We start from the raw sequence: 17,881 nt of genomic DNA, 5'->3' as shown, positions 1-17,881 counted from the left end.
GCGGTGACGGCCAGCTGAGGGGTTTCCGGGCAGGCAGCCGCGGCGTTGGCCGATGGTGAATGCGCGAGCACGGAACGAGGCTGGAGGCATGTCCCTTCATCTTCGCCCTGCCCGGCTCCACCGCGGCCTCCATCTGATCGAGCTGCTGATCGCTGTCATGGTGCTGTCGGTCCTGCTGGCTTTGGCGTGGGGCCCCTGGCAACGCACGCTGCGGCACTTCCAGGCGGAAACGCTGCGCGCCGAACTGGTCGCCAGCCTGTCGATGGCACGCAACGCCGCCATCACCGAACGCCGCCGTGTGACGGTCTGCGGTTCGTCGGACGGCATGAGATGTGACCAGGCATGGAGCCAGGGCTGGCGGGTGCAGGTCGAACCGGCCAACAGCGCGACCGGCGCCGCAAGGGAACTCCGCGTGCACAGGGCACGCCGGCGTCATGTCGACCTGCGCACCAGCGATCATCGGCCCGACATCCGGTTCCGGCCCGACGGCCGCAATGCCGGCACCAACCAGTCCATCGTGCTGTGCATGAATGGACAGGAGCACAGCCGCGTCATCATCAGCGTCCCCGGGCGGGTCAGGAGCCAGCGCCCGAGCAGGCCGATCCCCTGCTGAAAACTGAAATGCCATCGCGGAAACGAAAAAAACCGCGATTTCTCGCGGCTTTTTCGAATCTGGCGCCCGAAGTTGGACTCGAACCAACGACCCCCTGATTAACAGTCAAGTGCTCTAACCGGCTGAGCTATTCGGGCGGGGTGCGCATTTTAGCCAGCGTTCGCAGGGGAGTGCAAGCCTTTTATGCGATGTGGCGAAACGGCCCGCCCTTCACCAGCATCCGGGCCCCTTGCTGGCATTCGGCGTCTTTCGTCCGGCCTGGTCTAGGGTCAGTGTGCCGCAGTCGTCCTTCTTCTGGATCTCGGTCGGTGCCGCCTGGAGGGTAAAGGAGGTGCCATTCGGCGTTCCCACGTAGGAAAGCGTGTATCTGGCGGCACCGTCCCGTGGCGATTGCGAGAACGGCAGCGTCATGCCCGCGTAGGTGTTCTCCACGGTATGCCGCCGCTCCAGCATCTGCGCCAGCTCGACCAGATCGGCCTTGGCCTGGGCACGATTGGCCTTGCGCACATAGGCCTGGTACGAAGGCAACGCGATGGCAGCAAGAATGGCGACCACGGCCACGGTGATCATCAGCTCGATCAGGGTGAAGCCGGCGGTGGTTCGACGCCTGCTGTACAGATGCATGGGCAACCTCGATATCGGATTCATCAACGGATCTGCCGCCACGATTGCCGCCCACAGGGCCGTGGCATGTAAAGCGGATCAGCGCCGGCCGCACGCAGCACGAACGTACACTGGCTGGCCTGCAGCATCTTGTCGACCGTGCACCCCGTGTCGCCAGGCTTGCAGGGCGTAAGCTTGGGCACAAAGATGTTGGTGTCCTTCACTGGCGGCCCTTGGCTGAGGTCACCTTTCTTGGTCAGGGCGACACCACCGCAGTTGCCGGTGCACAGCGCTTCTCCGCCGATGGTTGGGCTCAAGCCGGACATCTGGCCACCACCGGTCAGCAGATTGAGACCGTACAGCCAGTTCACGCCACCGCCGCTGCCGCAGATGGCGGTACCTGGCACATAGGACGTGAAGAACACGATGCCGTTCTGCACACGGGGGTTGCCGACGAAGCGTTCGCCTTCGACTGCCGATCCAGCCTGCAGGTCCACATACCAGCCGCGGGCCGAACCGTAGTTCACCGCATTGCGGGTGACATCACGCAATTGATAGCCGCTGGCCGATGTGCCGGTAGTGATCACCTGCTGTACCAGGTTGTCGCGCGTGCCAACCGCACTGGCAAGGTTATCCCAGATGCCATACAGCGACTGCACTGGCGAGGTGCTGCTCACCGCATTGTCATCGGCGGCGAAATACTGGCCGGTACCGAAGAACAGACTGATGCCGCCGCCCGGACCCGTGCTGATCTCGATGCCGCTCATGATCGGCTGCGGGCTGTTATTGCGCGTAGCGGTGAACAGCGGCGTTCCAGACAGGGCGATGTTCCAATCGGTCGGATCGGTGCTGGAAAGATCGAACTTCCAGATATTGCCCTGCATGTCACCGCCATACACAGTGTCGGTGATGCCATCATTGTTCTTCAACGCCACCGTGGCGATGTTGATCAGGCCATTGCGTGCCGCGTACTTGGCACCTACCGGCGAAAGCCGCTTGAGCACCTTGCCGGTCTGGATATCAACCACGAACAGCGCTGCCTTGCCGCTGGTGGAGTTGACGCCATTGCCGAAGATCGCAACGAAGCGTGGCGAAGCGTTGGCATCGGCGCCCTTTACCGCCACCACAGCCGGCTTGCCCAGCACAAACCCGAGATCCGACTCTGTCTTCCCCGAGACTTCCCACAACACACTCGATGCACCGAACGCGGTCGGATCGCTGACATTCAGCGCGAACACGGAGCCATTGCCTACGCTCGTCGCATTGGGCGCCTTGCTGGAACCACCACCACCCGTGGTGCCCACCAGCACCGTGTTCCAGGCATCCCCGTAGTAGACGTCGGACGACGTCAGTGGGCCATCCACGTAGTAGCGATGCCCATACTTGGGGTTGGCCAGCTCGGCAATGTGCTGCATGGCAGCTGACGGAATGAAGGCCAGTTCTTCGGTACCGCCGGATGCTCCATTCGAACCGTTGAAACCATGCACCATGCCGTCATTGGCGCCAACATAGATCATCGTCGGCGGCCCCGATGTCGCGCGCTTCGCTTTCAGGAAGACGTCATAAGACGTGCCCAGCGTCGCCTTCCACTTGACTGTCGACTGCCTCGCCCAGCCTGCATAGCCGAAGTCATCCGTTTTGGAGACGATCTCGGTGGTGGAATTGACGATGTCACCCAACGGCGAAGTACGCGAACGGAGCCCGCTCACCGCCGCGCCGCGCAGATAGTTGACCAGGGTGGTCGAGGTCTGATTCGCGAACCATGCAGGAATCGAGTCACTGAATCCCAATGCCGACAGCTTCGCCCGCTCATCATTGCCCGGCAGATTGGTGGCCAGGAACTCGTTCGCATTGACCGGGGTCACCGTGCCATCGGACGCGGTCTTGGTCGGGGACGTCGCCATGTAGATGCGGCGCGTGGCACTGCCGATGTTGCTGGACGCCTTCCACAGCACGGCTCCGTCCGCACCCTGGCCGTCGACCTGGGTGGCAATGACATCACCGGTCCAGTCCACAGTGCCAGAGGGCACGCTGTAATGGGACGATACGGTGAACGAGTTGGTCGAAATGCGCGCGCCACTGCCGCTACCGCCGACCGGCGCATCACCTTCCGCTGCGCTGTTGAAGATCGCCTCCAGCGCCTCCTTCAGTTTGGTCGGATTGCGTGCCAGGAAGTAGTTATCCGGCACCCCTGGCTTCTTGCTGTCCCACTTCTTACCGGCCGGGACACCGTACTTGGCGGCATACCACAGCGGGCTCTGCAGCTGGCCCGCCGCAGTGGTAGAGGCCTTGTACTTGATGACTACCGGCCTCTGCCAGTTGCTCGGGAAGTTGTTTGTGCTGGTCAGCACGGAGCCATTGCTATTGCCCGGACGCAGCGCCAGACGTTGCACGGTGCTGGAGGCATTTGACCCTGTGATCGTGTAGCCCGTCAGCATTGCGTTGCCAGCGTACGCCGACAGGTTCTCGATCCGGATGAGCACTTCATCCTCCTCGACCTTGCCGGCCAAAGTCGTGCCGATCCAATCCACCCCTTTGTTTGCAGTTGTGTAGTCGCACAGTCGCGTATTGCCCGCGGCACTGTTGCTCACTTTCGCATCAGCACGCCAGCAGATGTTGTTGAAGGTGCCGGTATCGTTGCACGCGGCGCCCACGCAGTAGCTCAGCATGGCAACGACGTCGTTGTCATGGTCATTGCCCCACAGCGAGTCTTCCCACACCAGCGAGAAGCTGCCGGACTTCGCATCTGTCCGGTAGGGACGGCCATAGACCAGCTTCCCGCCAGTGTCGTTGGCCTGCTTGGTGCCAATGCCGACCGAGCCCAGGAAGCAGCTGCGCCAGCCAGCACTTGTTGCCGTTGCGCCGCCGGTGTTGTTCGCCTGGCAGAGCGGGGCCAGTCCGATCTTACTGTTGCCCACCGCAATTTCGAACTGCGGGAGATTTTCCGCCATGGCAACGGCGTAGGTGGTGGCGGTGACCTTGTACGTGCTTGGCTTGTTCTGCACGTTGGGACGCAGATCGGTCTCCGCGGCCGCCTTGGCCAGCCCCGCCATCAGGAAGCTGCCTTCCATGGAGGGAATGTCCGGGCAGATGCCGCGCGCCTTGCTGAGGCTACCGATTGTCTGGCCCTGGCAGATATCACTGTGGGTATCAAGCGAAGCACCGCGCGGTGTATCACCCACGCGACCGATCATGTAGCTCTTGCCAGCGATTCCTTCGGCCGTGCCGACTGCATCCGTCGCGGACACCGCAGACGCAAGGCCGGTCACGGAACCGACGTTGTCGCTGTCAAAGGACGGCAGGCCCGACGATAGCACCAGGATATTGCAGGTCGCACAATAAGAGTTGCCACCTTCTGCGGGCAGGCGGTAGGGATCCTTCCAGCTGATATTGGTTGGCAGCCCACTGAGATCTCCGCTGTCACTATAGACCTTGGAACCCGCAGTGATGTAGCGCAGCGCCTCCGCATACATTTCCGCCAATGGATTGCCCCAGGCACTGCACTTCTGGCCTCCGGTCCCCGGATCGGTCAGATTGCCATTTCCCTTCTGGTCCTGGCGATTGAGAATGCCGTAGGTGTTGCAGTCATTCCAGTTGTTGGACCAGTTCCAGTTGTCCAGACGGAAGCTTGAAATCGCGTTGATCACGCCCTCATCGTCGGCCTTGGCGTTTCCCGTCAGATTCAGGTAGCAGAACTGCCCCGTAGACAGGTCGATTTCATCACCCACGCCGCAGAACTTCGTCCCGTTGCCCGCGATCTTGCCGATGTTCCGCCGCAGGACACCACCATCCCGCGGATTGGCGTAGGTTCCCGTCACGAGCCCAAAGCGCAATCGCCCGCTCTCACCGTAGGTCTGCAGCAGCCCGGCCGGCTTGAAACGGTCGGTGATGCCATCGTTGTATTTCCGGCAGAAACTCTCACGCACCGTTGAGCTGGCATCACACACTTCCACGCGCACGGTGTAGTCCGTGGCTGAGCGGGGAATGTCCGCGTAGCCATCGGCGTTGCTGGCTCGTCCGGTATCGCACTGGTTGCTGGCTGTCGAGGCCCACTCGCCCAGTGCACCTTCGGCCACGCGCATCAGCGGCGCCCCGGTTGCAGAACGGGTCACACTGCAGAAGCTGAAGGTTGTCCCGCTTCCAGCAAGGTTGGCGAACTCGCGAAGATCCGATCCACTGTAGACCTTGACCCACGCATGCAGATCGCTGGGGATCGGCGCCCGCTCCAACACCGTCTTTTCCTTCGTATCGGTGAAGCGCTGGCCGCCGTACAGCACGTAGCGCATCACATCCAGGCGACTCATCGTCACCCAGTTGAGGAAGTTGCCCGACCACGCGCCGCTGCAGCTGTGCTTGTTGGCGCCCTTTGCCTCTGCACTGGCCTTGAAGACACCGCTGTTGTACGAGTAACAGAGGTTGTAATCGAAGTAGCCTGAGTAATCGAACTTGTCCTGGTAGGTGGTGTCCAGCACCCCGTCCCCGTCCAGGTCGCTGTAATCGCTGTAGGCCTTGTTGAACAGCTGCTCGTCACGCGACATCACCATCATCATCAATGGCGGCTGGCTCTGCTTGCTGTACAGCGGCTCCTGCGCGATGTCGTAGTCACCAAGCGCAGCCTGCAGCGGAATGATCAACGCGGCAAGGCCGGCAAGCGCAGCAACACCCACACCGGCCCGCAGCCAGGTGGAGGAACGAAGTCGAAGGAAACGGCGCTCGCTGTTCATGGGATGAAGATCGTATCGATGACCGCACTGGCGGACGCATTGGAGGGATCGTCACTGGCAAGCGCCGTGACCTGGTAGATGTTCCCGGTTTCTTCGTTCTGTCGGCCGCCGGTGCGCCGGCTGGACGCTGCAAAGCACTTGTCGATGCGACGCGTATAGGTGGACTTGGTCTCACTGAGACCATCGGCCCACGTCTGCGGATCGTAGGAGGGACTGCATTCCTCCTGGCTGGCCTTGAAGATGCCCCCGTCAGCCAGCGCCTTCTCGATGGATTTTTCGGTCTGCCGGGCGTCGGCCTCAGCGTTCTGGAAGGCAACGTTGCTGCGCAGATAGTTGGCAGCCATCCGTTCCTGCATGCTTGTGACCTGCATGCCGGCGATGCCCAGCAGGGCCATCAGCACCAGCATGATCAGCACGACGTACAGCACCGCGCCGCGCTGGGAACGCGGTGAATGCAGAGAATGGCGGCGGGCGGGATGGGTACGCATGGTGGCCTCAGTTGCCATACAGGCGATTGCGCAGAGCGATCGTGCTCTGGTAGGCGGCGCGCATGCGGCCGTCAGAAGGCGCGGTGTAGGTCACGCCGAGCGCGGTCAGCGGCGTACTTGAACTGGCCTGGACAGATGCGGCCGGGTCTGGACTGGACACCACCAGCCCCAGTTGCACCGTGCCCACGCGCTGCCAGCCACGCGAGGCCGGCACGATGGAGGCCTGAACATCGGTCGCGGTACCCTGGCGATCAATGTAGCCGGTCGGCGACACCGTGCTCAGACCGTGATCCTGGCCATACAGCAATTGCATGTTCTCCACGCCCTCGACCAGCGCCTCTGCTGGTCCCGCGACCAAGGCAGCACCGGGCTTGGCGGTGAATCGAAGGCGATACAGCGACGATTGCTTGGTCGTAGCGTCGTAGCCCACGTACAGGATCGACGTCTCGGCGCGATACAGCACCGCCTGGCCGGGCTGGTAGTTGCGGGCGATGGCCACGTCGTTGTTGGGTGCGGTGCCCACCGTCACGGTGCCGGCCTTTGCATCGATCGCACGAGCCTGGAAGACCGTGGCGGAAATGCAGTCGGCCACACCGAACAGCCCCGGGTCGGTAACTCCGCTATCAAGCACGGCAAGACGTTTGGGATCAAAGCTGAAAACCGGCTGGGCAACCGTACCGGCTACCGCCGTGACCGGCACACCGGTGGGCACCAGATAGCGCAGAGCGACGATATCGCTGCCGTCGACCCGGTTCTTGATGGCCGCGGCGAACTCACTCGGCAACGCCGGGGAGTACTTGTCGCCCCCCGTTGACGGCGTTGCCGCCAACGTCACCGCGTCGCCCGGCTTGGTATTCGTTGCTTCGTAGCCCTGGATCGACCGCGCAAAGTCCAGCGCGGGGTGGCCTCCCGCAGCGAAGGTGGTTGCCAAGGTGCCCTGCGGATCATGCGCCTGATCGTTCACGCAGCCGAAGTGTCCCGCCATGCGCAGTTCGCGTTGCAGGGAATCCATCGCGAAACGGCTGTTCTCCTGGACCCGCGCCAGCCCTTCAGACAGCTGGTAGGCCGTGCGTGAAGCGGCGAACACCTGGACCACGCCCAGCATGATGATCAGGCCGATGGTCAGGGCGATCATCAACTCGATCAGCGACAGGCCACTCATCGTTTGGCGGGAGCGCATTCTGGTCATCACAGCAGGCTCTCCGCAGCAAAGGTGGTGTCAGCCTTCGAATCGGGATTCCAACGCTCATCGCCCCAACTGACCGACACCCGTACCCGGCCGTCATTGACGGTTACCGTTCCGGATGCCGAGTCACCCAGTGCGCGGCCCAGGCGGCAGCGCCAGTCGCGGGTGAAGTCATCCTTGCCGATATCCTTGCCAATGGACGGCGCGCAGTCACCCTTGCCGGTGGTAGCAGCATAGGTACCGGCATAGCTGAGCGCGTTGATCCGGTTAGCCCGGATCTGATCAAGCAGTTCGTACCCCAGGTTGGTGGCCTGGGTGCGGTAGTTCGCGCTCTGGACGAACCGCACATTCATCGTCTGCAGCAGCGCGAAGCCCAGCAGGCCGATACCCATCACCAGGATCGCGATCATGACCTCGATCAGGGTGAAACCGCCCTGCGCCGTACGGTGCGGCTGGAAGCCGATCTTTCTCATGAGCAACTCTCCTTCAACAGCCTCACCTGTCCCGTAGGCGATATGCGCAGCGTTCGCTGCAGGGGCTGGTCGCCACACTTTTCAGGGCGCAGTGTCACATCCACTTCCGCGTTGGCGCGATTGCGGCCACGGCCATCGAAGCCGATGGTCAACGTTTCGGCTGCGGACTTCATCGTTGGGCGACCTTCGCTGTAGCGCAGCACGTTCTCACCGGAATCAAGCGACCCGTTCCCGTTGCGATCCTCCCAGACCATCCAGCCGTCGGCCCAGCTGCTGCCATCACATTCTTTGCCCGCTGTGGATGCGCATACAGCCCCGCCACGCGTGTTCTTTATTGCCTCGGAACGGGCAAGTGCCAGCGACGCGATCAGTTCGTTGGTCGTCGTGGCCACACGATTTGAGCGGATCGTACTTTGGAAGCTGGGATACGCGATGGTGCTCAGGATCGCCAGGACGGCAACTGTGACCATCAACTCAACCAGCGTAAAGCCGTTTTGCCGGCGCAAAGACATTGGACGCTCCCCAGCGTGTTGATGGCCACGATGGGCCATCGCCCTGCCACCGGCAAGCGGCGGCAGGATGAACGGTCATTCCGGGGCGACGGGCGTCAAGGCCTTGACGACCCGCCCTCCCCTGCCTGTACCGGCGCGATCCCCATCGCGCCGGCGCAGACTCAGGCCAGCACCTGATAGCAGGGCTGGTATTCGCCGGAGATCTTCATCCGGCGCTGTTCGACGAAGGCACGCAGCAGCGCGTCCAGGGCCTGCATCATGTCCGGGTCGCCATGGATCTGGAACGGCCCGAACTGCTCGATGCGGCGCATGCCGTCTTCCTTCACGTTGCCGGCCACGATGCCCGAGAACGCCCGGCGCAGGTCGGCCGCCAGCGCGTGCGGGGCACGCCCGTGGTGCAGGTCCAGCGCGGCCATCGCCTCGTGGGTCGGCACGAACGGCTGCTGGTACTCCCACGGAATCTCGATCGACCAGTTGAAGAAGAACGAGTCCTTCTGCGCCAGGCGGTGCTCGCGCACGCGCTTGATGCCGTTGGCCATTTTCTTTGCCACCGCCACCGGGTCGCCGATGACGATCTCGTAGCGCTCGGCGGCCGCATCACCCAGGGTCAGGCGGATGAACCGGTCGATCTGCTCGAAGTACGGCGCCGCCACCGTCGGGCCGGTCAGGATCAGCGGGAACGGCAGGTCCTTGTTTTCCTCGCGCAGCAGGATGCCGAGCAGGTACAGGATTTCCTCGGCGGTGCCGACACCACCGGCGAACACGATGATGCCGTGGCCGATGCGGACGAAGGCCTCCAGGCGCTTCTCGATGTCCGGCATGATCACCAGGTGGTTGACGATCGGATTCGGCGACTCGGCCGCGATGATGCCCGGCTCGGTCAGGCCGATGTAACGCGTCACGGTACGGCGCTGCTTGGCATGGGCAATGGTGGCGCCCTTCATCGGGCCCTTCATCGCGCCCGGACCGCAGCCGGTGCAGATGTCCAGGCCGCGCAGGCCCAGCTCATAGCCCACCTGCTTGGTGTACAGGTACTCGTCGCGCGAGATCGAGTGGCCGCCCCAGCAGACGACCAGATTCGGGTCACCCGGGTTCAGGATGCGCGCGTTGCGCAGCAGGCCGAACACCGCATTGGTGATGCCCTCGGACGACTCCAGCTCGGCCGCGTAGGCCGGGCCCATCTCGATGGCCATGTAGGCCAGGTCACGCACCACCGCGAACAACAGTTCGGCGACGCCGCGGATGATCTCGCCGTCGACGAAAGCCATCGCCGGTGCATTGACCAGGTCGATGCGCACGCCGCGATCCTGCTGCGCCACCTGGATGTCGAAATCGGGATACAGATCGCGCGCCGCGCGCGGATCGTCAGAAGCACTGCCGCTGGTCAGCACGGCCAGTGCGCAGCGGCGCAGCAGCTCGTGCATGCCGCCGGCAGACGCATCGCGCAGCCGGGCCACTTCGGCCCGCGACAGCACATCCAGCCCACCGCGCGGGTAGATCCGCGCGTCCTGCACCGGCAGTGCACGGGCTGATTTTTCGTTCGTGGTCATGTCCAATTTTTCGCTTCCTTCAAGGTTTCCGACTGTACTGCCGCCCCCTTAAAAAGCAAAACGGCCGGGAAGCCCGACCGTTGGATGTGTGCTTCCCGCGTTCGCCTTTCCGGGACCGCATCGGCGGCGTTGGCACCGCGCACATTTCTGGATGCTACGCCGATGCCAAGTGACCTGCAAGGACTTTCGCCTGAACGGAAAACGGCCGGGTTTCCCCGGCCGTTTTCACTTACTGCTTCAAGCTCTGATGGATCAGAACTTGTACTTCACGGTCAGCTGCATCGACCAGCGCGACACGGCGGTGTTGCCCTTGTCGTTGTTGTTTTCCTGGACCGAGGAATCGTCCGCACCGGTGAACGAGTACACGTACTTGCCGGTGGCCGGATCGATACCCGCGAAGTTGCCCACGCGACGGGTGGCGTAGAAGCCGTAGTCGTCGATCAGGCCCCACTTCTTGTTGAGCAGGTTGCCGACATTCATGATGTCCAGCGCGATCTCACCCTTGTGGGTCTTCGCGAAGCCCGGGAACTCCTGGCTGATGCGGACATCGAAGCTGTTGACCCACTTGGCGCGGTGCTGGTTGGCCGGCACCGTGCTGCCACGATAGGCATCGAGTTCCGGGTTCTGCGCCAGCCAGTCGAAGAACTTCTTCTCCATGTCCACGCCGCCAACGAACAGCACGTCACCCGGGCCCTTCGGCACGTAGAACAGGTCGTTGCCGATTGCGCTGTCGCCGTTGGCATCGTTGTAGAACACGTAGCTGTACGGACGGCCCGAACGGCCTTCATAGAACAGGCCGACGCGGGTGGCGTTGTCACCGAAGAAGTTGTGCTTCCACTCCAGAGTACCGGTGATACGGTCCTTGATCGCATAGCGCGAGTTGTACGCGATGTTCTCGTTGGCGTTCAGGATCTGGGTGTTGTTCCAGTTCGAGGTGTTCTGCGAGCTGGTCAGCGGACTCACTTCCTTCGACTGGGTGTAGGTGTAACCCAGCGACCAGCCCCAGTTCTCGGTCAGCGGCTTGGCCAGCGAGAAGGTCGCCTGGCTGCCACGGCCCTTGTTGGTGTTGCGCAGGAGCAGCACGTCGCCGATGTTGTTCGGGCGGTAGTTGCGGTTCAGCACGCCATTGGTGCCGTTCTCCATGCCCAGATTGTCACCGGTGCGGTTGTCGATCTTGCTGTTGGCCTGGTTCAGGCCCTTGTCGTTCCAGTAGATCTCACGACCGTCCTGTGCGGACACGTAGGTCGGGCCATTGCCCTTGCCATCGGTCAGGTCCAGACGCTCGAAGTACAGGCCATCCTTGACCTTGGTGAACAGCAGTTCGGCCGACGCCACGATGCCGTACCACGGCAGCTCGTGATCGAACGCCAGGTTGGCCTTCCACACCGACGGCAGGCGGGTGCCCGGGTTGATGATGTCGACGTTCTGGCGCGCGATGATCTTCGACGGATCCGGGATGAACGGATTGTCGGCATCGACGCTGAAGCCGCCCGGGTTGCCGCTGACGTTGTACTCAACGTAGTTCAGGCCGGTGTTCTGGTACGCACCTGCCAGCCACACGTTCGGGGCAGCACCGCCGAACAGGCCCACGCCGCCGCGCAGCTGGGTCGGGCGATCGCTGTCGAAGGTGTAGTTGAAGCCAACGCGCGGCTGGATCAGGCTCTTGTCCACCAGCTTGGTGTTGTCATAGCCGTAACGGGACTGGATGTCCGCGTTGTACTTGGTCTGGCTGGTGAAATCCGGGATGTCCACGCGGACGCCGAACATCAGGCTCAGGTTGTAGTTGATCGCCCAGGTGTCCTGGATGAACAGACCGGTGTTCTTCAGGTGGAACTTGGCCGGAATGTCATCCAGGCTGCCGCCCGGACGCGGAACGCGCAGCTGGTAGCCGTTCGCGGTGCCCTTCAGGAACGAGGCCAGGTCACGGAAGTCATACGCGCCGTACAGGTTGCGGCCGTAGAAGTTCATCAGGTCGTTGTCGGTGTAATCGAAACCGAACTTGATGGTGTGGTCACCGACGTACCAGGTACCGGCACCGAAGGCACTCAGCTCCTTCGACTCGACCAGGTTGGTGTGGGTATTCTGCTCGGTACCCAGGTACAGCGAATTGCTGCCGAAGCGGACGCGCATCTGCGGCAGATGCGAAGCCGCGACGCGGTTGGACGAGTAGTCCTTGTGCGAAACCTTGAACTCGGTCGAGAAGTTCTCGGACCAGTCGCTGAACAGTTCACCCATCCAGGTTTCGTATTCGGTCGGCTGGGTGTACCAGAAGTCGCTCAGCGACAGCGCGCTGCTGCTGACCTGCGGGAAGCGGACGACGTCCTGCTTCATCTTGTTGTAGCGCAGGGCTGCACGATGGTTCTCGTTGATGTTCCAGTCCAGCTTGACCGCGTACTCTTCGATCTCGGTCTTGTTGTTCAGGTCGCTGACGCTACCGACCGGATGACCCAGTTCCGCCATGCGCTTCTGCACGGCCGAGATGTCGGCGTCGCTGATGCCACCCTTCGCCGGATCCTTGTTGTACGGGCTTTCGCTCAGGCTGACGCCGCCGCCGCTGCGCTCATACTTTTCGTAGTTGGTGAAGAAGAACAGCTTGTCCTTGACGATCGGGCCGCCGAAGGTCATGCCGTAGGTCTTCTCGTCCTTGAAGCCGTTGAAGTCCGTACGATCACCTTCCAGGCGCGAGCGGACCATGTCCTTGTCGCGGTACGAACCGTACACGGTGCCGTGGAATTCGTTGGTACCCGACTTGGTCACGGCGTTGATCACCGCACCGGTGCCACCGGCGATGGTGGTGTCGTAGTTGGCCAGGTCGATGTTGATTTCCTGGATGGCGTCCATCGACACCGGCTGACGCTCGGTCGGCAGGTTGTTGGAGCCCAGGCCGAACGGGTCGGAGGCACTGATGCCGTCGATGCGGATGGCGTTGTAACGGGTGTTCTGGCCACCGGCCGAGATCGCACCGTCAGCCTTGCTGACCTGCGAGATGCGCGGGTCCAGGCGGATGTAGTCCTGGATGTTGCGGTTGGCCGACGGCAGCGCGTCCATCGTTTCGCGGGTCACGTTGGTGCCGGTACCCATCTTGGTGGCGCTGAACAGGTCCAGGCCGCCGGCGGTGGCGACAACGTTCACGGCGTCCAGGTTGGTGGCAGCCAGGTCACCGCCCAGGTTGGCATTGACCGTGTTGACCTGGTTCAGGTTCAGGTAGACACCTTCTTCGGTCTTGGTGCCTTCACCGGACTTGGTGATGGTGATGGTGTACGGGCCACCCACGCGCAGGCCGCGCGCGTTGTAGCGACCCGACGCATCGGTGGTGGCACGCGAAACGGTGCCCGACTCGGTGTGGGTGATGGTGACTTCAGCACCAGCAACAGGCTGGCCTGCGGCGGACATCACCTGGCCGCCGACACCGGCAGAGGTGCTCTGGGCGAAGGCGGGAGCGGCGGCGAGCGCAGCCACGAGACCAAGGGTGAGCTTGGACATCCGGAGTGGGTGGGTCATTTTTCGGTAGCCTCGATGCGAGTTGGCGATGGCGGAAAAAAAGCGCATCCAAACAGCCCTGCGGGTGGCTGGTCGGACATTTATCTGGGGTTCCCTACCGCTTGGCTGAAGGAAGCCACAACGGTTAACACTAGATTAACACGCTACGCCATCAATGTGACGGTTGTGCGACAAACGGCACCGGATCGCAACGCAATCGTGACGGGTTCTTCACTCCGCCTTTCCCCGGGATCTACTCGCCGGGGGGCGCCTCGCTGGCATCGAGAATCTGGCCGCGCCAGGTAGCGCCAGCACCGGACAACAGGGTCACGGCCGCGGCGGCGGCGGCCTCCGGGCCTTGCGCGGCCGGGTCCTGGTCTACGGAATAGGCCCGGGCCCGCAAGGCCGTGCGCAGCGGGCCGGGGTACAGGCCACTCACCCTTACCGGGCTGCGGCCGAGCTCGTCGTGCAGGCTGGCGATCAGGCCACGCAGGCCGTGCTGGGCCACACCGTAACCGCCCCAGTAGGCCTGACCGACCCGCTCGGGGGCATCGACCGCAAACACCAGCGCCGCATCTTCGCGCTGCCGCAGCAGCGGCAGGCAGGCCTGGGCCAGCCAGGCGGGCGCAGTCAGGGTGACGTGCACCGCGCGGGCGAAACTCGCTGGGTCTGCCAGCTCAAACGGGGTCAGGCCCGGGAAGTGAGCGGCACAGACCAGCAGGCCATCCAGGCGCCCCAGCTCGCGCTGCAGGGCCTGGGCCAGCTCGGCATAGTCGTCGGGGCCCGCGCCTTCCAGGTCCAGCGGATACAGCAGCGGCTCCGGGCCGACCGCCTGCACCTGGGCGTAGACACGGTCCAGGCGGCGAGGCTTGCGGCCCAGCAGAACCACGGTGGCCCCGGCGGCCGCAGCAGCCACTGCCGCCGCACAACCCAACCCGCCACCGGCACCGGCGACCAGCACCACGCGATCCTGCAACGGGCGGCCATCGAGCGCCCCGTCGGTCGGTGACGTCGATGGCCAGGCACTCATCCCTGGGTCGCCTCTTCGACGATGCGCTTGAGCTCGCCGGCTTCGAACAGCTCCAGCACGATGTCACAGCCGCCAATCAACTCACCGTTGATGAACAGCTGCGGGAAAGTCGGCAGGTTGGAAAAACGCGGCAGGTTGGCGCGGATCTCGGGCTCTTCCAGCACGTTGACGGTGCGCAGGATGACTGCGCCGGCCGCCATCAACGCCTGTACGGCGCGGCTGGAGAAGCCGCACATCGGGTATTGCGGGGTGCCCTTCATGAACAGCACGAGCGGGTAACGATCGACCTCGGCCTGGATTTGCTGCATTACCGCCACAACCACACTCCTTGCTTCGCCGGACAAACCGACCGTGATGGTCGGCTAGACTGCCCACGGTAGCCGCCATTGTAAGCGGATGGAACCGGCTGCCGCCGCCCCCTGGCCACGAACCTGTCCATGCCTGTCGAATTGCCCGCCCTGCCCTATCTTCCCGGCTCCCTGCAGCCGCACCTGTCCGCACAGACCGTGGAACTGCATCACGGCCGCCACCATCGCGCCTATGTGGATGCCGTCAACGCCGGCATTCTCGGCACCGAGTGGGAGGAAGCGTCGCTGGAGGAGATCGTCCGCCACGCCCAGGGCACGCTGTTCGATGCCGCCGCCCAGGCCTGGAACCATGCCTTCTACTGGCAGTGCCTGCGCCCGCGCGGCGGCGGTGAGCCGCAGGGGCGACTGGGCGAACTGGTCAAGCGCCAGTACGGCGACGTGCAGCGCCTGCGCGAGGAATTCAACCGCACCGCGCTGGGCCTGTTCGGCTCCGGCTGGGTCTGGCTGGTGCAGCATCCGGGCGGGCAGCTGGGCCTGCAGGCCACCCGCAATGCAGGCACGCCATTGACCGGTGAAAGCACCCCGCTGCTGTGCTGCGACGTCTGGGAGCACGCTTACTACACCGACTACCAGAACGATCGCGCGCGGTATCTGGACGCGTTCTGGCAGATGGTCAACTGGGAATTTGCCGAAAGCCAGCTGCGCTGACCCCTGTAGAGCCGAGCCCACGCCCGGCTGCTGTCCGGCCAGCCGAGCATGGGCTCGGCTCTACAGATCAGGCATCACGCGCTCTCGTGCGCGGCCACGGCGTCCATCACCCGCGCCGAGTACACCAGCGCCGCACCGGCGTTCAGCGACACCGCCACACCGAGCGCCTCGGCGATCTCCTCGCGGCTGGCGCCGTGCTTCAGCGCGGCATCCACGTGCACGGTGATGCAGCCGTCGCAGCGGGTGGTCACGGCCACCGCCAGCGCGATCAGCTCGCGGGTCTTGGCATCGAGGTGGTTGGTCTGGGCACCGGCGTTGGCCAGCGTGGCATAGCCCTTGACCGTGTCCGGCGAGAGCTTGCCGATCTCGCCGATACGACCCTTAAGCTCCTTGCGGTAGGCATTCCAGTCGAGCATGGGGATGACTCCTGTGAAAGGAGCTCCACGCTACCACCGGGAATGTTGCGCCGATGCCTGCACCGGCGCGTCACAGCGTTGCACTGCCGGCCAACGGCCGGCACTACCGGGCTCAGCGATTGCGCAGCGCGTGTACCGCCGGCGCCACCTGGGCCTGGCGGTCCAGCTCCAGGCCGACCTGGTCCAGCGCATCGGCCAATGCAGCGGCATCATCGTCGCGCAACGTGGCGTGGCCGACCTTGCGACCTTCGCGCGGCTCCTTGCCGTAGTCATGCCAATGGCCACTGGCCTGAGCCAGCACCGGCGCCGGGTCGGGCATCGCGCCCAACCAGTTCAGCATGCAGGCATGGCCGAGCATGCGGGTGCTGCCCAGCGGCAGGCCCAGCACCGCACGCAGATGGTTCTCGAACTGCGAGGTCTCGCTGCCTTCGATGGTCCAGTGGCCGGAGTTGTGCACGCGCGGTGCCATCTCGTTGGCCAGCAGTTCGCCGTCACGACAGAACAGCTCCAGTGCGAACACGCCCACATACTGCAGGTGCTCGGCGACGCGGCGGGCATAGCCGATCGCGGCCTGCTGATCGGCATCGGACAGCACGGCCGGGGCCACGCTGGCCGACAGCACGCCGTCGACATGCCAGTTGCCGGTGACCGGCCAGGCCTCGAAGCCGCCATCGCGGCCACGCACAGCGACCACACTGACCTCGCGCTGGAAGGCAACGAAGCCTTCCAGGATCAGCCCGGTGCGCTCGACCTGTGCGCCAAGCGCGTCCCATGCAGCGTCGATGTCGGCTTCGCTGCGCAGGCGGAACTGGCCCTTGCCGTCGTAACCGAGGCGGCGGGTCTTGAGGATGCACGGCAGGCCGAACTCGGCGGCCTTCGCGACCAACTCGTCACGGCTGCGGATATCGGCAAAGGCGGGCAGCGGAATGCCCAACTGCTGGAACAGGGTCTTCTCGCTCAACCGGTCCTGGGCCACCGCCAGCGCAGCCGGCGGCGGGTAGACCGGCACGCGGTCGGCCAGGAACTGCGCGCTGTCGGCAGGCACGTTCTCGAAATCGAAGGTGACCACGTCCACCTTGGCGGCGAAATCCGCCAACGCCTGGCGGTCATCGAAGGCACCGACGGTGAGCGGCGCCAGCGGGCCGCTGCAGGCGTCGGCTGCCGGGTCGTACAGTTCGAAGCGCAATCCCAGCGGCGCACCGGCCAGGACCATCATGCGGGCGAGCTGACCGCCGCCCAGGATGCCGACGGTCAGGCTCATTGGCGCGGATCGTCGTGGGCCATCACGTCTTCGGTCTGGCGTGCACGGAAGGCGTCGAGCGCCTGGCCGATCGCCGGCTGGTCGCTGGCCAGCATCGCGGCGGCGAACAGCGCGGCGTTGGAGGCGCCGGCATTGCCGATGGCGAAGGTGGCGACCGGAATGCCGGCCGGCATCTGCACGATCGACAGCAGCGAATCCATGCCGTTGAGGGCCTTGGACTGGACCGGCACGCCCAGCACCGGCACGGCGGTCTTGGCGGCGATCATGCCCGGCAGGTGCGCGGCCCCGCCGGCTCCGGCGATGATCGCGCGCAGGCCACGCGGGCCCGCCTGCTCGGCGTAGCTGAACAACACATCCGGCGTCCGATGCGCGGACACCACCTTCACTTCGAACGGAACACCCAGGGCTTCAAGCTTCTGGGCGGCGTGCTGCATGGTTTCCCAGTCGGAACGGGAACCCATGACGATGCCGACAAGCGGCGCGATCGGGTTGGGGGTCATTGGCCGTCACCTGCCTTAAAGACGTATTC

At 64.0% G+C, this 17,881-nt stretch carries 15 protein-coding genes and 1 tRNA gene; 2 read left to right on the top strand and 14 right to left on the bottom strand.

From position 1 onward, the window contains the following. Positions 1 to 88 precede the first annotated feature (88 nt). Positions 89 to 613 (top strand): GspH/FimT family pseudopilin, encoded by a 525-nt coding sequence (locus AC5QAH_RS09625; RefSeq protein WP_010486091.1) that lies wholly within the window; start codon positions 89 to 91, stop codon positions 611 to 613. A 60-nt stretch (positions 614 to 673) separates the two neighbouring features. On the opposite strand, the gene AC5QAH_RS09620 is transcribed toward AC5QAH_RS09625, so the two are convergent. The 11 genes from AC5QAH_RS09620 to grxD form a co-directional block, all read right to left on the bottom strand. Then, positions 674 to 750, bottom strand: a tRNA-Asn gene (locus AC5QAH_RS09620). Between the two features lie 73 nt (positions 751 to 823). Then, complete coding sequence (locus tag AC5QAH_RS09615; RefSeq protein WP_043400488.1) at positions 824 to 1,237, bottom strand: type IV pilin protein; 414 nt, start codon at positions 1,235 to 1,237, stop codon at positions 824 to 826. A 23-nt stretch (positions 1,238 to 1,260) separates the two neighbouring features. Next, a complete protein-coding gene (locus tag AC5QAH_RS09610) occupies positions 1,261 to 5,940 on the bottom strand; it encodes a pilus assembly protein (RefSeq protein ID WP_100051432.1) in 4,680 nt (1,559 codons plus the stop codon). Continuing rightward, complete coding sequence (locus AC5QAH_RS09605; RefSeq protein ID WP_043400485.1) at positions 5,937 to 6,428, bottom strand: pilus assembly PilX family protein; 492 nt, start codon at positions 6,426 to 6,428, stop codon at positions 5,937 to 5,939. Before AC5QAH_RS09605 ends, AC5QAH_RS09610 begins: the two co-directional genes overlap by 4 nt. A gap of 7 nt (positions 6,429 to 6,435) precedes the next feature. After that, complete coding sequence (locus AC5QAH_RS09600) at positions 6,436 to 7,608, bottom strand: PilW family protein (protein WP_308822315.1); 1,173 nt, start codon at positions 7,606 to 7,608, stop codon at positions 6,436 to 6,438. A gap of 8 nt (positions 7,609 to 7,616) precedes the next feature. After that, positions 7,617 to 8,087 (bottom strand): type IV pilus modification protein PilV, encoded by a 471-nt coding sequence (gene pilV / locus AC5QAH_RS09595; protein WP_043400479.1) that lies wholly within the window; start codon positions 8,085 to 8,087, stop codon positions 7,617 to 7,619. After that, entirely contained in the window at positions 8,084 to 8,599 is a 516-nt protein-coding gene (locus AC5QAH_RS09590) for a GspH/FimT family pseudopilin (RefSeq protein WP_495232278.1), read from the bottom strand. Before AC5QAH_RS09590 ends, pilV begins: the two co-directional genes overlap by 4 nt. Positions 8,600 to 8,760: 161 nt before the next feature. Continuing rightward, entirely contained in the window at positions 8,761 to 10,149 is a 1,389-nt protein-coding gene (ppnN, locus tag AC5QAH_RS09585; protein ID WP_010486098.1) for a nucleotide 5'-monophosphate nucleosidase PpnN, read from the bottom strand. A 252-nt stretch (positions 10,150 to 10,401) separates the two neighbouring features. Continuing rightward, positions 10,402 to 13,650, bottom strand: a complete 3,249-nt coding sequence (locus AC5QAH_RS09580) for a TonB-dependent receptor (RefSeq protein WP_019337158.1) — start codon at positions 13,648 to 13,650, stop codon at positions 10,402 to 10,404. Positions 13,651 to 13,882: 232 nt separating this feature from the next. After that, the gene (locus AC5QAH_RS09575) at positions 13,883 to 14,659 is read right to left on the bottom strand and encodes an SDR family NAD(P)-dependent oxidoreductase (RefSeq protein WP_010486100.1); all 777 of its coding nucleotides are present in this window, start codon (positions 14,657 to 14,659) and stop codon (positions 13,883 to 13,885) included. Next, positions 14,656 to 14,976: a Grx4 family monothiol glutaredoxin gene (gene grxD / locus AC5QAH_RS09570; RefSeq protein WP_241873834.1), complete on the bottom strand. Its 321-nt coding sequence runs from the start codon at positions 14,974 to 14,976 to the stop codon at positions 14,656 to 14,658. The genes AC5QAH_RS09575 and grxD overlap by 4 nt, the downstream gene beginning before the upstream one ends. Positions 14,977 to 15,096: 120 nt before the next feature. Here grxD and AC5QAH_RS09565 point away from each other — a divergent pair, with 120 nt between their 5' ends. Continuing rightward, complete coding sequence (locus tag AC5QAH_RS09565) at positions 15,097 to 15,675, top strand: superoxide dismutase (RefSeq protein WP_099559618.1); 579 nt, start codon at positions 15,097 to 15,099, stop codon at positions 15,673 to 15,675. Positions 15,676 to 15,749: 74 nt separating this feature from the next. Here AC5QAH_RS09565 and AC5QAH_RS09560 read toward each other — a convergent pair whose 3' ends face one another. The 3 genes from AC5QAH_RS09560 to purE all read right to left on the bottom strand — a co-directional run bounded on the left by AC5QAH_RS09560 (position 15,750) and on the right by purE (position 17,852). Further along, positions 15,750 to 16,091: a carboxymuconolactone decarboxylase family protein gene (locus AC5QAH_RS09560; RefSeq protein ID WP_004152082.1), complete on the bottom strand. Its 342-nt coding sequence runs from the start codon at positions 16,089 to 16,091 to the stop codon at positions 15,750 to 15,752. 112 nt (positions 16,092 to 16,203) lie between these two features. Further along, entirely contained in the window at positions 16,204 to 17,352 is a 1,149-nt protein-coding gene (locus tag AC5QAH_RS09555; protein ID WP_049455525.1) for a 5-(carboxyamino)imidazole ribonucleotide synthase, read from the bottom strand. After that, positions 17,349 to 17,852, bottom strand: a complete 504-nt coding sequence (gene purE / locus AC5QAH_RS09550) for a 5-(carboxyamino)imidazole ribonucleotide mutase (protein WP_005412808.1) — start codon at positions 17,850 to 17,852, stop codon at positions 17,349 to 17,351. The genes AC5QAH_RS09555 and purE overlap by 4 nt, the downstream gene beginning before the upstream one ends. Between the last annotated feature and the right edge of the window lie 29 nt (positions 17,853 to 17,881).

It is taken from the genome of Stenotrophomonas sp. YJH_SMC_43, from assembly GCF_059372535.1.
The sequence above is the reverse complement of the archived record's forward strand: the minus strand, read 5'-3'. Positions and strand labels throughout refer to the sequence as shown.